17 protein-coding genes are annotated in these 13,833 nt (G+C 43.3%); 5 read left to right on the top strand and 12 right to left on the bottom strand.

The genetic code is table 11. The features are described from left to right. Window positions 1-22: 22 nt before the first annotated feature. From H9630_RS11055 to mntR, 3 genes are read right to left on the bottom strand one after another with little or no spacing between them, the layout of a single operon-like run. Complete coding sequence (locus tag H9630_RS11055) at window positions 23-910, bottom strand: DUF1002 domain-containing protein (protein ID WP_191715538.1); 888 nt, start codon at window positions 908-910, stop codon at window positions 23-25. Between the two features lie 54 nt (window positions 911-964). Next, window positions 965-1,825, bottom strand: coding sequence for a CvfB family protein (locus H9630_RS11050; RefSeq protein ID WP_191715537.1), 861 nt, complete (start codon window positions 1,823-1,825; stop codon window positions 965-967). A gap of 21 nt (window positions 1,826-1,846) precedes the next feature. Beyond that, window positions 1,847-2,269, bottom strand: a complete 423-nt coding sequence (mntR, locus tag H9630_RS11045; RefSeq protein WP_191715536.1) for a transcriptional regulator MntR — start codon at window positions 2,267-2,269, stop codon at window positions 1,847-1,849. 174 nt (window positions 2,270-2,443) lie between these two features. Here mntR and H9630_RS11040 point away from each other — a divergent pair, with 174 nt between their 5' ends. Next, window positions 2,444-2,599: a lmo0937 family membrane protein gene (locus H9630_RS11040; protein WP_146558271.1), complete on the top strand. Its 156-nt coding sequence runs from the start codon at window positions 2,444-2,446 to the stop codon at window positions 2,597-2,599. A 165-nt stretch (window positions 2,600-2,764) separates the two neighbouring features. Here the strand turns inward: H9630_RS11040 and H9630_RS11035 are convergent, their stop codons facing one another. Genes H9630_RS11035 through H9630_RS11025 form a run of 3 tightly spaced genes read right to left on the bottom strand, consistent with a single transcriptional unit; the run spans window position 2,765 to window position 6,323 of the window. After that, complete coding sequence (locus H9630_RS11035; protein ID WP_191715535.1) at window positions 2,765-3,883, bottom strand: GNAT family N-acetyltransferase; 1,119 nt, start codon at window positions 3,881-3,883, stop codon at window positions 2,765-2,767. 21 nt (window positions 3,884-3,904) lie between these two features. Beyond that, window positions 3,905-5,974 carry a heavy metal translocating P-type ATPase gene (locus H9630_RS11030; RefSeq protein WP_191715534.1) on the bottom strand — a complete coding sequence of 690 codons (2,070 nt, stop codon included), beginning with the start codon at window positions 5,972-5,974 and terminating at the stop codon, window positions 3,905-3,907. Then, complete coding sequence (locus tag H9630_RS11025; protein WP_191715533.1) at window positions 5,967-6,323, bottom strand: ArsR/SmtB family transcription factor; 357 nt, start codon at window positions 6,321-6,323, stop codon at window positions 5,967-5,969. Before H9630_RS11025 ends, H9630_RS11030 begins: the two co-directional genes overlap by 8 nt. A 254-nt stretch (window positions 6,324-6,577) precedes the next feature. On the opposite strand from H9630_RS11025, the gene H9630_RS11020 reads away from it, so the two are divergent. Further along, a complete protein-coding gene (locus tag H9630_RS11020; protein ID WP_191715532.1) occupies window positions 6,578-8,044 on the top strand; it encodes a SulP family inorganic anion transporter in 1,467 nt (488 codons plus the stop codon). Window positions 8,045-8,056: 12 nt separating this feature from the next. Further along, entirely contained in the window at window positions 8,057-8,476 is a 420-nt protein-coding gene (locus tag H9630_RS11015) for a universal stress protein (RefSeq protein WP_191715531.1), read from the top strand. A 132-nt stretch (window positions 8,477-8,608) separates the two neighbouring features. On the opposite strand, the gene H9630_RS11010 is transcribed toward H9630_RS11015, so the two are convergent. The 3 genes from H9630_RS11010 to H9630_RS11000 all read right to left on the bottom strand — a co-directional run bounded on the left by H9630_RS11010 (window position 8,609) and on the right by H9630_RS11000 (window position 9,932). Continuing rightward, window positions 8,609-8,938 (bottom strand): fluoride efflux transporter FluC, encoded by a 330-nt coding sequence (locus H9630_RS11010; protein ID WP_191715530.1) that lies wholly within the window; start codon window positions 8,936-8,938, stop codon window positions 8,609-8,611. Further along, on the bottom strand, window positions 8,935-9,288 hold the full coding sequence (locus H9630_RS11005) for a fluoride efflux transporter FluC (RefSeq protein ID WP_191715529.1): 354 nt from the start codon (window positions 9,286-9,288) through the stop codon (window positions 8,935-8,937). The genes H9630_RS11010 and H9630_RS11005 overlap by 4 nt, the downstream gene beginning before the upstream one ends. Before the next feature lie 311 nt (window positions 9,289-9,599). Continuing rightward, window positions 9,600-9,932, bottom strand: coding sequence for a hypothetical protein (locus tag H9630_RS11000; protein WP_191715528.1), 333 nt, complete (start codon window positions 9,930-9,932; stop codon window positions 9,600-9,602). A 291-nt stretch (window positions 9,933-10,223) separates the two neighbouring features. Between H9630_RS11000 and H9630_RS10995 the strand changes: the two genes are divergently transcribed. Continuing rightward, window positions 10,224-10,367, top strand: coding sequence for a DUF1541 domain-containing protein (locus H9630_RS10995; RefSeq protein ID WP_191715527.1), 144 nt, complete (start codon window positions 10,224-10,226; stop codon window positions 10,365-10,367). A gap of 294 nt (window positions 10,368-10,661) precedes the next feature. On the opposite strand, the gene H9630_RS10990 is transcribed toward H9630_RS10995, so the two are convergent. Continuing rightward, the gene (locus tag H9630_RS10990) at window positions 10,662-11,195 is read right to left on the bottom strand and encodes a hypothetical protein (protein ID WP_225218493.1); all 534 of its coding nucleotides are present in this window, start codon (window positions 11,193-11,195) and stop codon (window positions 10,662-10,664) included. Between the two features lie 301 nt (window positions 11,196-11,496). Between H9630_RS10990 and H9630_RS10985 the strand changes: the two genes are divergently transcribed. Then, window positions 11,497-11,802 (top strand): hypothetical protein, encoded by a 306-nt coding sequence (locus H9630_RS10985; RefSeq protein ID WP_191715526.1) that lies wholly within the window; start codon window positions 11,497-11,499, stop codon window positions 11,800-11,802. A gap of 570 nt (window positions 11,803-12,372) precedes the next feature. Here H9630_RS10985 and H9630_RS10980 read toward each other — a convergent pair. Beyond that, window positions 12,373-12,723 carry a hypothetical protein gene (locus H9630_RS10980; protein ID WP_191715525.1) on the bottom strand — a complete coding sequence of 117 codons (351 nt, stop codon included), beginning with the start codon at window positions 12,721-12,723 and terminating at the stop codon, window positions 12,373-12,375. Between the two features lie 175 nt (window positions 12,724-12,898). Continuing rightward, on the bottom strand, window positions 12,899-13,660 hold the full coding sequence (locus H9630_RS10975; protein ID WP_191715524.1) for a hypothetical protein: 762 nt from the start codon (window positions 13,658-13,660) through the stop codon (window positions 12,899-12,901). Window positions 13,661-13,833: the final 173 nt, after the last annotated feature.

Raw genomic sequence — 13,833 nt, 5'->3', positions numbered from 1 at the left:
AAATGGGACTTGCCTGTTCAAATTAATTCAACCAGCCGCGGACAGTATCAGCAAGATTTCTGAAGAAAGTTTTTACACTTTCCCAAAAGCCTTCATCATTGACGACTTTGCCGATTTTGTCTTCGATGGTCTTACTCAAATCTTCTAATTGTGTGGACCATTTGGAAAAATCGATATCAAGCTTACGAATGCGGTCCATCAAATCCACCAACAATTGGCGGTCTTCCGGGCTCAGTTCAATTTGGAGCTTACTCAATTGCTCCTCCACAATCTGCTCCACTTCTTCACGCGAAGCTGGATTCTGTTCAGCAATCTGTTTTTTGATTTCAGTTAACAATTCGCTGACTTTAGCGTCGTCCACGCCGCCGTCTGCAAGTTCCGTTGCAACGGTCAATTCGTCATTTGCGACGTCTGTCCGTTCCGGGTCGAGCTCTTCACCATTTACTTCATAGGCTTTATAGATCCCTACAAGTGCCGAGTGGCCAGTTACCGCTTTGGGTGCTGCCACTTCCACGGTAGCATTTTCAATACCCGCAGTCAGCATGGCATTGCCGTACATTTCAGAGGTTACCTGAGTAATGTTGTCAGGCGTTACAATTTCAATCACCAGTCCAGCACCTTCATCTTTGCGCGTGATTTTTGCAGATGAATACATATTGGCACGAGAATCGCCATCTTTAATGTACTTGATCAGATCCTGGCCCGTCACTTCAATTTCTTCTACATCCACTTCTCCAGCTACATCCAGGCTTTCAGCAACAGATGCTTTTTCATCTGCTGATAAATTGCCTCCGTAAACCACGATCGGCAGACCGAATTTTTCGTTGATGCCGACATTTGCCGAACTGTATGATGGCAAAACAGCAGATAGCGTAAACAGTAATGCTATGGCAGTGAGTAATTTTTTCATTAGTATATTGCCCCTTTCTCCAAATTAATACGAAATTAATTTGAAAAGGTTCCTTTACTTCGTTGACCTGGTCCAGCCATCTTCCTGGATAATTTGGCGATTTTTATACAATTTGCCGAGTGCACGCTTGAATGCCGCTTTGCTCATGCCGAAAATTTCCTGGATTTCGTCCGGAGAAGATTTATCGGTGAATGGCATCTTGCCGCCCGATTCTTCGAGATAACGCATGATTTCTTCCGCGTCATCTGCCAAACGTTCCTGTTTTCTTGGAAGCAACGAGCCGTTAAGTGTGCCATCGTCTTTTACATCGATGATGCGGACAGTTTTTTCTTCCCCAAGGCGCGGTTCTTCATGGCGTTCTGTTTCGTGAATAAAAATACGGTACATTTCAGGAACCGATAGCATAAAGGTCCCGACTGGCAACAACCGGTAAGCGCGTGCCTGCAGGTTTTGATTAAAAGCGGTTTCTGGTGCAGGCTGCATCAATTCCAATACTTTTTCTTCCGTTGCCAGGCGTCCGTATAAATCGCCATGGCGGTCTGTCCGAAGCGTCATGAAAATATGGTCGCCTTGCTTCGGCCACAATTCCATGATTTGCGGAAGATCAGCCGGCAGCAGATACACTTCACGAGTCGTACCAATATCCACTACTGCACCTTCACGTGGAGAAACTTTCAATACTTTTGCCCAGCCATATTCACTTGGCAGAATATGAGGAATCATCGGTGTTGCCGAAACGCCTCCTTGGCGGTTGCGGTAAAGGAAGACTTCAATTTCTTCTCCGATTTCCTGACCTTCTTCTATTTCTGATGCGTTCATCATTACTTCGTCGCCTGAACCATCCGATAAAATCCACTGAGACGTTGAACGGTCTTTCACTTGCAATGTCGCTTTCAATCCTGGGTGTAAAGCCATAATTAGCTCCTCCTATTTCTCTTAACTTTCTTTTTCTTCTTTATTCAGCTGTTCCAGCTTTTCCATAAAATCCGGGCTTTCTTCCAACAGTTGGACCAAATCGGCAATCCGATCGATTGAATTCCAGCTTAAATGGTGCTCGATTCCTTCAACATCCCCGTAGATCCGTTCTTCATCTACACCGATCAACCGAAGAAATTGTTCAAGCAGGCTGTGCCGCTCCAATAGGCGTTTGCCCAGCTTCTGGCCCCTTGGCGTCAAAACCAGTCCTCTGTAGCGTTCGTATATCAAGTAGCCGTCTTTATCCAGCTTCTGCACCATTTTAGTGACAGAAGAAGGCAGCACAGATAAGGCCTCCGCGATATCCGAAACACGCGCATAGCCCTTTTGCTCAATTAATGAATAAATGATTTCAATATGGTCTTCCATACTTGGAGTAGGCAAAGTTCTTTCCTCCCTCACGTAGCTATGTTCAGTTTACTATACCGCCATCATTGAAACAACTGGACTTGCCGTCCTTAAAACAGTCCGTTTTTTCAGAAAGGTTTAAGCTAAATACTGTCAGGGTAGTTATTACTATAAGCAAAATAGTTATTATCGAAAGGGCAGGTGAAAAACGTGGGACGTATTCTTTGGATTATCTTAGCAGTCATTATTGTAGTATGGCTTATCGGATTCTTAATGGATGTAGCAGGCGGACTTATACACATTCTTTTAATTATTGCTGCAATCGTTTTAGTTATCAATTTAGTAACTGGACGTAAGGGCGTATAGCCACAGCGTTAATTAAACAACAGGGTTGTTTCAACAGTCATTGTAAATGGCTGTTGGGACAACCCTTTCTTTATGTCTGTTATTCAACAACCCCATAGGAAAAGCAGGAAGGAAAAGTTAGTGATTTTCCTTCCTGCTTTTCAGTGTCAGGGAACTCCATATACTTTATTGACGGATTTTGGCGTAGATGCATGTATCCCGAAGTTTATTTCCTACTTTAGAAATCGTATCATTGCGCAAGATGCCTTCCAGCTCGAAATCCAGGCGGTTGGCTACTGCGCGGCTGCGGACATTGTCCGGATCGCAACGGATTTCAACCCGATTGGCCTCCAACTCCTCAAAAGCAAATCGAGTAATGCGCTCAACTGCTTCCGTGACGTAGCCTTTGCCTTCATAACGGTTATCGACCCAATAGCCGATTTCAAATTTCCGCACTTCCCAATCAATCCGGTGAAGCCCTGTAGAACCGATAAATTGCCCGGTTTCTTTCAAAAAGAAATGCAGACGCAGATCCTTGCGCAATTTGAAATTCGCCTCAGCTTCAATCAGCGTCGCTTCCGTTTCTGCAAGATCCGGCTCCTGTTGCGCAAATGGCAACCAGGGGCGAAAAGCTTCCAATGAATGCACAACCGCTTCATAGCTCGCCTGTGCATCTTCTCTTCTTGGCGCCCGTATCAGCAGGCGTTCCGATTCGAATTCTTCCGGAAAATCGAGCAATACCGGATTGAAAGGCGGTTCTTTCGCTTCCACCACCGCATCATCCCACAGGACCGGTGTCGTGATGCCAGCCTGCCAATCTTCGCGCGTCATCCCATAAGTTACGGCATCGTAATAGCGGTTTTCCCGCGGAGAAAACCAGGCTTGCCGCATATGTGCTTCTTTGACAAATCCTGTCCGTTCAAAAGCTTTGCGCATTGCAAAATTGTCATGACGCGTATTGCCTTCCAGACGGATTTTCTTTTCCGGCAATGAAAAGACGAAGTCAGCAACCATTTTCAACGCCTTCGGGCCGTAACCTTTATTGCGGTACGGATCTGCAATCCGCAAATCGAAAAGCGGGATATCATCCTGCAGGTCAAAGATTTTGACTAAGCCCACTTGCTGGCTTTCCTCGTTTTCTATCCAAAAAGTCGTGACTTGATCTGATTTATATCCGCCTTCTTCGATGGTCTTCTCAATCAAGGCGCGGACCGGATGTTCGTGACCGTGAAATGGCCATGAATTCGTTGTCATAAAATGAATCAGCTGTTCTTGTTCTTCCATTGTCCACTCTGTTAATTTCAATGGTTACCCTCCAAACCTACCTTACTTCTGGACTTTCACAAGACGCAATGCATTCAAAACCACCAATAAGGTGGCACCCATATCTGCGAAAATCGCAATCCATAAGGTTAACCAACCTGGGATGATCAAAAGCAATGCAAGGATCTTGAGCCCCAATGCAAAGACGATATTTTCTTTTATTATACGCAATGTCTTTCGGCTGAGTCGAATCGTATAAGGCAATTTCTCCAAATCGTCAGCCATCAATGCGATATCCGCTGTTTCCAGAGCTGCATCTGTCCCTGCTCCACCCATAGCAATGCCGATATTTGATGCAGCAAGAGCCGGTGCATCGTTAATGCCATCACCGACCATCGCTACACGGCCATATTGTTGTTGCAAGCCTTTAATCGCTGACAGTTTATCTTCAGGCATCAACCCAGCCCGAACATCGGTTACACCAATTTCCGCTGCAATAGCCTTGGCTGTTGCAGGATGGTCCCCCGTCAGCATGATGGTCTGATTGATGCCCATCGCTTTCAGTTTCTGAATAATAGAAGGGCTTTCTGTACGGATGGCATCCGCTACTGCGATGATGCCCAGTAAAGTTGTTTCTGAAAATACAGCAGTGACGGATTTTCCGCTCTTCTGCAGTTTACGCGCTTTTTCCGGAATGTGTAAGCCCTTCTCTTCGGCCCACGTCAGGCTGCCGACAGAGATAGTTTCTTCATTGACATCTGCATAAGCGCCTTTGCCTGTTATGGAATTGAAGTTTTCAGAAGCATAAACACCTGCCGCTTCTTTTGTAATGGCTCTCGCCAAAGGATGCTGCGACATGGCTTCCACCGATGCCGCAAGTTTCAACAACTCTTCTTTCGAGACAGTCCCTTGGACTAGAACATCTGTCACTTCCGGATAACCTTTGGTCAATGTTCCCGTTTTATCAAAAGCGACCGCATTGATACGGCCCGTTTCTTCCAAATGAACACCGCCTTTAATGAGCACACCTTGGCGCGCAGCATTGCCGATGGCCGTCACAATAGCTACCGGAGTGGAGACGACCAGTGCACATGGACATCCAACGACCAGAACTGCCAAGCCTTGGTACACCCACAACTCCCAGTTTCCCGTTATAAAGCCAGGCACCAATGCCACCAAAAAGGCGATGGCGATGATCGCCGGTGTATAATATTTGGCAAACTGATCGATGAATTTCTGTGTCGGTGCTTTTTCAGCCTGCGCTTCTTCGACGAGATGGATGATCTTCGCAATGGTTGTATCTTCGACACGCTTTGTGACAGTGACTTCAAGCGCCCCTTCATCATTCATCGTACCAGCAAAAACTTCATCTCCCACCGTTTTGACTGCAGGAATCGACTCTCCTGTAATCGCTGCCTGGTTGACGGCGGACTGTCCGCGCAGGACTGTGCCGTCCATAGCGATTTTTTGTCCTGGCTTCACAAGTAGAATGTCTCCAATACGGATGTCTTCCGTATCCATTTCGGCTAATTCCCCGTCGCGCTGAATCAATGCCCGTGCCGGAGCCAGATCCATCAGGCTGCGGATCGACTGGCGCGCTTTGTTCATGGAGAAAGACTCCAATGCTTCGCTGACAGCGAACAGGAACACGACAACCGCTCCTTCACGCCATTCGCCGATGATCACCGCACCGATGATTGCTATCGTCATCAAGGTTTTCATATCAAACTGGAATGTGCTGAGGTTTTTCAGCCCCGTCCAGAACATATGGTAACCGCCGATTGCCATAGACCCGCCAAAGAGCGCAATCGACCAAGGGTGTGTTTCACCCGCTTGGAACGAAACGATGATTCCTGCAATCAGCAACAACAGGGAGAAAGCTGTTTCGATTGTCTGGCGGCGTTGGTAAAATGGCACTTGCTTTACTTTTTCTTTTTCCGGATAGACGCGGATATGATCAAACGCTCCCGCTTTCTCAAGCGCTTCAATGGATACATTTCCATCAACCGTCAATTTAGAGGCACCAAAATTCAAATTGACATTTCTGATTTCCGGCAATTCGCGGACATTCTTTTCGAATTTGGCTGCACAACTGGTGCACGACAAGTTTTCAAGACGATAGGTTTTAACCATTTTCCACACCTTCTTTCGTGTGTTCATGAGCGATTGTCACCAATTGACGAACGTGGTCGTCAGACAAGGAATAATAAATCTGTTTTCCTTTGCGCTCGGATTTCGCCAAGGCGCGCTCCCGCAAATAACGCAAATGATGGGAAGCCGTAGCTGTGGAGGAACCAATGACTGCTGCAATGTCACAGACGCACATTTCTTCTTCTATCGTTAAGGCATACGCGATGTTCAGCCTTGTTTCATCTGCCAACGCTTTGAACAGGTTGGCAACTTCACTCAAATCGGCCATACGCTCCTGCACATGGTCCACCACTTCCGGATTGACTTTGGTCACTTCACACAATTCTTTCATACTGCCACCTCTTTCATTCAAACGAGCATTTGATTGTTAACTTCAGTATATATGCCTCTGCAATTACAGTCAAACGCTGATTTGAATGAAGCATATTTACACTCTGAAAAAAAGGTGGTACAGTTTTAGCTGTTGCTGTGCACCGGGACTTCTTTGAGAGTAAGGAGTCATGTTACCCCATTCTCTCTGCTATGCTACGCAAGCATAGTAAAGAGAATCATCAATTCATTTTATATAGAAGGAAGTGCACTTGTTTGAATACCTTATCTTATAAAGAGCAATGGTTTGGCAATATCCGCGGAGACATTTTGTCGGGAATTGTGGTAGCCCTTGCGCTTATTCCGGAAGCCATCGCTTTCTCCATCATTGCCGGAGTCGACCCTATGGTTGGCTTGTATGCTTCGTTCTCAATCGCTGTCATCATTTCCTTTGTCGGCGGCCGGCCCGCTATGATTTCTGCCGCGACTGGCGCAATGGCATTGGCCATGGTGTTGCTGGTCCGTGACCACGGGCTGGATTACCTGTTGGCTGCCACTATCCTGACGGGTATACTGCAGTTGATTTTCGGCTTTTTGAAAATCGCACGCTTTATGAAATTCATCCCCCGTGCTGTCATGATCGGCTTTGTCAATTCACTGGCCATCCTGATTTTCATGGCACAAGTGCCGTTCATTTTCGGCATCAATGCCATCACTTACGCGTTTGTGGGAATCACGTTAGCGATTGTCTATATCCTGCCGCGGTTCTTCACAGCCATCCCGGCTCCTTTGATTGCCATTTTGGCGTTGACAGGTGTCGTCATGTACAGCGGCATCGACATGCAAAATGTCGGCAGTTTGGGCACCATTTCCCAAACCCTGCCAAGTTTCTTCATCCCGAATGTTCCGTTCAACTTCGAAACGCTGCAAATTATTTTCCCGACAGCACTGGCTTTGTCCATCATCGGTTTGCTTGAGTCTTTACTGACGGCATCGATCCTCGATGATGCTACAGAAACCGGATCGGATAAAAACCAAGAAGCCCGCGGACAAGGGATCGCCAACATCATCACTGGATTTTTCGGCGGCATGGCTGGCTGCGCAATGATTGGCCAGTCCGGCATCAACGTCCAATCGGGTGGCCGTGGTCGTTTGTCCACGTTTGTCGCTGGGGTTTTCCTGATGTTCCTGATTATCGTCCTTGGCAATTGGGTTGTTCAAATCCCGATGCCGGTCTTGGCAGGAATCATGGTGATGGTATGCATCGGAACCTTTGATTGGGGATCCTTCAAATACTTGGTGACAGCTCCGAAATCAGATGCCGTCGTGATGTTATTGACTGTCGTTGTTGTCGTTTACACACATGATTTATCTAAAGGCGTATTCGCCGGCGTCATTTTAAGCGCAGTCCTGTTTGCTGCCAAGATTTCCAAAGTGGAAGTCCGCAAAGAAGGATTGGAGTCCGATGCGTCGAATAGATATACCATACACGGACAATTGTTTTTTGCGTCTTCCCAGGACTTTGTTTCTGCATTTGATCAGGTGGAGCCGTCCCAAGGAGTCATTTTGGACTTTTCCGATGCAACCGTCTGGGACGATTCAGGCGTAGGAGCCATCGACCGGGTGATGAATAAACTTCAAGCCCAAGGGCAAACCGTTGAAATCACCGGTTTGAATGCTTCCAGCCAAAAACTTGTAGATAAATTGGCGACATACGGTAACGCAGGCAAGAGTACACACTAAGGGGGATGCTTCATGTACGAGAAAATTTTAGTTGCAGCTGACGGTTCGGACCATTCGAAACGGGCCGCTCATGAAGCGGTCAAGATGGCAAAAGCCAATCCACAAGCTTTTGTCACCTTGCTGTACGTTATTGATTATGAAAAAGCACGAACTGAAATCCTGCATGGCCAAAGCAGCGACGAAGTCCACTTCGAACGCCGCAAGCACTTGGCACCGCTTGAAGAAATCTTTCGTTCAGCCGGTGTTGAGTTTGAAACCAAAACACTTCATGGTGCTCCGGGACCGACCATCGTCAAGCATGCCAATGAAACCGGCTATGATGTCGTATTAATCGGCAGCCGCGGATTGAATGCGCTGCAGGAAATGGTTCTGGGCAGCGTCAGCCATAAAGTGGCCAAACGCGTCCAGTCCCCTGTCATCATCGTCAAATAAATCCAGCCGCTTTTCGGGATTTCTGAAAAGCGGCTGGATTTTTATTTTATTGCTGATTTATGAGCGTTCGATAGAATTTGTGGGCGTTCACAAAAAAACTCCTGCAATCGCCGCAGGAGTTTCAGAGATTTATCAAATTAAAACATAGCCGAGGCTGAACAGCCCAATGCCGCCAGCTAAAGTTGCGCCAACATAACCGACAGCGTGCAGCCATTTGCCGTCTTCCAGATCTTTGACAATGTCCAAAGCCATGGTCGAAAAGGTCGTGAAGGCCCCGAGAAAACCAGTAATCCAGAAAGACGATAAATTGCCGCTGCCGATAAACAGGCCAAGCGTAAATGAGCCGATGCTGTTGACCAGCCAAGTTGCAGTTTTTGGCTGCCACATTTTACTCTCGATCAGCAAGTAAAAAAAGTAACGTGTAATCGCCCCCGAAAATCCGCCTATTGCGATGCCGATCATGACGCCACTCCTTTCCTGCCGACCCACAGCCCTGCAGCTGCCGACGCTACGCAAGCCGCCGTCATGCTCCCGGCAAACGCGAGTCCCCACCAGATGGATGACTCCAGGTAATGGAACCAATCAGCGGAGAAAGCGGAAAACGTCGTAAATGAACCCAGCAGTCCTGTTGATACCAATAAGCGCAATTCCGCGGACTGGCGACTCAAACGGACTGCTGCCACGCTGATCAGAAAGCTGCCAACCAGATTGACAACCCATAGCCCAAGCCCGCCCGTGACTGCTATATAAATACCCGCCCGCAAAAGCGAGCCCGCCATTCCGCCAAATCCCACTGCCAGTATCCGTTTCATCTCATGCGCCCCATATCTGTTTTTCTTCAGTATAACTTATTGAAAAATATCATGTTTATTGGCTGCTTTAATGGAGGGCATCATTGTTGCGCTTCACTTTGCTTTAATTATTACAAATGCGTGGTGCCCTTTTTCGACACAGCTAATAGAAACCTCGAATTTATATTTAGTATTTGCCGCTAACTTCCGATAAGCCCTCGTATGTTAATCAAGAAAATGTTCCACAACGTTTTTTATTTTATTCTGTCCGCTTTGTAATGGCTATTCCCCTTTTCTTTAATAGATCCAGCCGTAAAGAAAGGCTGCATCACTTAGAATCCCATCAAATCTAACAGATGAAAGTCATTCAAGATAATCCGATTTCCACATCCCCTACAGGTAAAACTCAGTTCAAAATCGATTGTCTCAGAAAACGCATTTTCTGTAATCCCATCTTCCAGAATTCGCCTTCTTTCTTTATTCGATTTTGCCTTGCCTATCTTGTCGATGAACTCGTCTTGAAAATTTTCAATCACTTCGTTCTTCCAACTCACACCTACTCTGAAACTTTGTTCGATTGAGTGAATGCCAACTTCTCCATCTTTCTTAGGTGAATCAAACTCTTCAATACTCTCACAGTCTTCGCAGATGACCTGAATTTTCATTCCCACTCCCCCAGTTAAAAGAATGTTGTTGGAATCTTACAGCCAATTTCGTTTTACGCTTTCAACCGTCTTACATTAATCGCGAAAATCTTGTAACCAGTGGTCCGCCACCAATTCTGTACCAGTTTCCAATCGGTCTTTTTCGACAGGCCAATCAATAACCCCATTGTCCGGGCCACTGCTTCCTTCGATTTTCTAGCTTGGAAAAATCCACTATTCTACTGTTGATTATAAAAAGAAACTATCGAGAAATGATGGAGAAAATTCAGTTTTCAAAACTTTTTCAATCATATGGAGGGAATGGATGGTGCAACGGCTACGATTGATTCGGTCAAGGACACAATCGTCTATATGATCGATTTAATCCCTACGACCGGCAGTGAATTAATAACCAATCACAAATGGGCGACCGAAGAGGAATTAACAGCGAAATAAACAGAGTGAAGTTATAATCGCTTCAAAAAGAAAGACCCAAAGCGAAAAAAATTCGCTTTGGGCCTTTCTTTTTTCTAGAAATAAATTTCCTTCTCCAGCGGTCTTCTTCCGATGACTTCATGATATGTATACTAGGCAGTGAATACATGAATAGTATTTTTAAATGTAACGAAATTAATGAACCGGGTTTAACTTTCTTTAAATCCTATTGCATTGAAACCCCTTAAGAAAGTTAACCTTTTCGCTGGCAACTGCTATGCATCTCATTGAACGAAACAGCTTAGTGCAATTATTTTAGTTGTATTGATGAAAATCTGTACCTGCGGGTGTGATCGATTTGATGTATGCTATGCTTTCTTCCCTGAGATTCGGAGCAAAAAACTCGGTTCCCCAATGCTCAGAGTGAAAAAGGGGAATGTTGTTTTTAATAAAAAAAATCGAAAACCATTTTAATTTACCGTTTTTTTTTAGGTTCTCGTACAACAAGTGGTGTGATATATTATCCGTTTTGCTTCCTTTAATAACAGTAACCTCTCTTCCATTTACTATTTTAAAAGAGTCTTTGAACAACAAGGTCGTTTCCTCAATAACATTTTTTTCGTCATTCCAGCAATGGATTTCGATGATAGTTGATTGCTTAAGAAAATAGCTTATTAAAGGAACCCAATAATCATAATTTTCATTTTCAGGGATTGGAAAGGTATCCAAGTCCTCTGTAAATGTAGGGATAGTAAAATGTAATTTATATGTCATTTTCACATTTCCTTTCTTTTGAAATGAAACAGGGAGATTGTTTTGCGTCTTATCTCGTTCAAACCAATCATGCATTTAAATATATCTTATTTGATGTACACTTCTATTTGGAATCCATATGCTTCCTTCAACTAAACCACTTCGTTAGTCCGTTAATTTATAATTATAAAAACGTACTGAATGGTCTTTTCAATATATCATTTTTTCTAGCAAATTCACTTTTTCTTCTTATGTTTACAACTTCGCTAGAATAAGGGGTGTGAATATAACTTAACTAGGATTAAGTTATATTCAAACTCAGTAGAAAATTTTTCCATCCATCAATAAATTTCATGATAAAGTAACAGAAAAAACTTTTTTTTGAAGGAGGACTCTATTGATAAATCGACTTATCATTACACTCACTCTTGTAATTTTTTTGATTGGATGTCCTGCAAATAATTCGAGTGACTATGAAGGCTTTATTGAAGAAATTAAGGAAAATAGCATTGTCATAGTGCCCCCTATGACAGAGCGTGAAGGAGATTACCCTGTTTATGAGATTTTCTTATCTGAAAACACTGAGATAGATGGTGCTAAAGACAAGCTAAGTGATCTAGAACGTGGGGATAAGGTGAAAATCCGGATCGAAAAAGCAGGTGCAAATAAAGAAGTTGCAGAAAAAATTCTGGTAGAAAATTAATCTACTGAACAACTAAAAATAGAGAATAGCACCTGAAGTTATTTCAACTATGGAACTTTAACTGAGTAGAGATAACAAAGGGAACTGAATGTTACTTACTTGCTAATAAGTTACATTCAAAAACTTTAAAATCTCTATTTTGAGAAAAAACGAAACCTCACTGGAGAAAAATGGTATATATAATATCAAATAAATTATTAAAATTTTTCTAGCGAAAGGGACGATGACATGTTTAAATCTAATCTCATGAACCAGCTGCTTCAAATCGTCGGAATGTGGACGGTATACTTTCTAATCTTATTCACTAGTGATTCCTTTTCCTATTCTCAAAACAAACCCTTTTTTCTTATTGCTACAGTATTTTATGTTTTACTAACTATATTTTTCCTTTGGAGAATCAAACATCCTAGTCAAAAAGTGCAATCAGAGGAAAATAGAGTTTAAAAATAAGGAAGAGTAACAACGAAGGCCAGATAGGAGAGCTCTCTTATCTGGCCATTTGAATGTAACTTAATTCACAATAAGTTACATTCAAATCATAGAATTTATAAAGCTAAAGTTGAACTGAAATTACTTTCCACCCTCGTTTTTGTTGTATAAATCTTTATAGCTAACGACCAGAAGAATGAAAACAAATACTAGGAGCATAAAACTTCTAGCATGGAATCCATCAGTCGCTGAAGTCTCATCAACTATAATGCCTACAGCTATAACTAACATGCTAATGACACTAAAGAGAATAAATAATGGCTTGCGTTTTGAGAAATACTCTTGCTTTACTTCAATTACTAAATAAACGATTGCGAAGATAAGTGAAACAATACGAGTTAGAAATAAAAATTCATACTGAAGAAAAAACGTTGCAACTAATAAGCCGATCAATGCCAAAATCACGATTATAGAACTTATGTTTTTTTTCATCACAAACTCCTTATATTTCATTTTTGTTTAGATAATATTCTTAAATATTTAACTACGTTTGAATGTAATTTAACTGCACATAAGTTAAATTCGATTCCTCTAAATTAGCACCTTTTATGTATTTCAGACCCTCCCCCTATCGGACTGCCAACAATTCAGGATAGGCAAATTCCCCTCAATACGACAACTTTCGGTTCTCGTTTACAAGTTGTTTTAAGTATCCATCTGGCAGCTGAACGGTTTCTTTTAAATGTTTTGTGTAATAGTTGTCGCCTGCTGTTTGAATTTCCAATAGAAGTTCATCCGTTGATCCCATTTGATAGGTTCCGTCAAAATGAATGTCCAACATATCTCCTTTTTCCATTGCTAATGGCAATTTCATTTCTCTGCCATTATGAGACCAGGAGACGGTGGCAACTGAACTGTAATGGCCTATTGTAAAAACAGACAATGGTTCAGATGCCGTAAATGTATAATGCAGCTGATCTTGTTCCAAGCTTCCCTCTGCCGCTTCATCTTCCAATAGCAGAATACCATCAGCTTTTACGGGTGAATAATCTGCGAAGGAAAAATCCGCCGAAAAAGTGCGGTTCGAATCATCAGGTAGGAGATAAGCTAGTTCCTCTTTGTTTAACTTAATTGTAGCTTCCCGCAGCTGATAGCCATTTTGGGTAGTCAGCTTTCTGGCAACTTGGTTGTTTCTTCCTTCTGCTCCATTCTCGGTTCGAGATGGAGCATAAAAGCCTTTTCCGTTCACTGCGACCTCCATTAAATGCGTGTCATCTTTTTTTGTAGTGATATAGGAAATAGTCATCGTGCTGGTGTACTCCATTACTTGAGCCGATACCACAATTGGTTTTTCGATGCTTGCCTTTGGCCAAAGCCAATATACCAGGATGACACTAAGCACGAGTAAAATCCAACTCCATTTTTTCATTTAGTCGCCTCCTTCATTTATATCTTTCACTTAGACACCATGCTCTACTCTTACAAAAATAGACTAAAAAGTTATTTTCCCTTCTTTTTACATTACCATTATTTGTTTATTCCGAATAAGCTAAACGCAATTTCACTTTTAATTAACTATTAAAAAACCGTTCGTAAAAGTGT

The organism is Planococcus wigleyi (assembly GCF_014836985.1).
Classification (GTDB): Bacteria; Bacillota; Bacilli; order Bacillales_A; family Planococcaceae; genus Planococcus; species Planococcus notacanthi.
The sequence above is the reverse complement of the archived record's forward strand: the minus strand, read 5'-3'. Positions and strand labels throughout refer to the sequence as shown.

Coding starts and splice junctions, on each gene's coding strand:
- H9630_RS11055 (WP_191715538.1), bottom strand. CDS start 910: ATGAAAAAATTACTCACTGCCATAGCATTACTGTTTACGCTATCTGCT.
- H9630_RS11050 (WP_191715537.1), bottom strand. CDS start 1,825: ATGGCTTTACACCCAGGATTGAAAGCGACATTGCAAGTGAAAGACCGT.
- H9630_RS11030 (WP_191715534.1), bottom strand. CDS start 5,974: ATGGTTAAAACCTATCGTCTTGAAAACTTGTCGTGCACCAGTTGTGCA.
- H9630_RS11025 (WP_191715533.1), bottom strand. CDS start 6,323: ATGAAAGAATTGTGTGAAGTGACCAAAGTCAATCCGGAAGTGGTGGAC.
- H9630_RS11015 (WP_191715531.1), top strand. CDS start 8,057: ATGTACGAGAAAATTTTAGTTGCAGCTGACGGTTCGGACCATTCGAAA.
- H9630_RS11010 (WP_191715530.1), bottom strand. CDS start 8,938: ATGATCGGCATCGCAATAGGCGGATTTTCGGGGGCGATTACACGTTAC.
- H9630_RS11005 (WP_191715529.1), bottom strand. CDS start 9,288: ATGAAACGGATACTGGCAGTGGGATTTGGCGGAATGGCGGGCTCGCTT.
- H9630_RS11000 (WP_191715528.1), bottom strand. CDS start 9,932: ATGAAAATTCAGGTCATCTGCGAAGACTGTGAGAGTATTGAAGAGTTT.
- H9630_RS10995 (WP_191715527.1), top strand. CDS start 10,224: ATGGAGGGAATGGATGGTGCAACGGCTACGATTGATTCGGTCAAGGAC.
- H9630_RS10990 (WP_225218493.1), bottom strand. CDS start 11,195: ATGCATGATTGGTTTGAACGAGATAAGACGCAAAACAATCTCCCTGTT.
- H9630_RS10980 (WP_191715525.1), bottom strand. CDS start 12,723: ATGAAAAAAAACATAAGTTCTATAATCGTGATTTTGGCATTGATCGGC.
- H9630_RS10975 (WP_191715524.1), bottom strand. CDS start 13,660: ATGAAAAAATGGAGTTGGATTTTACTCGTGCTTAGTGTCATCCTGGTA.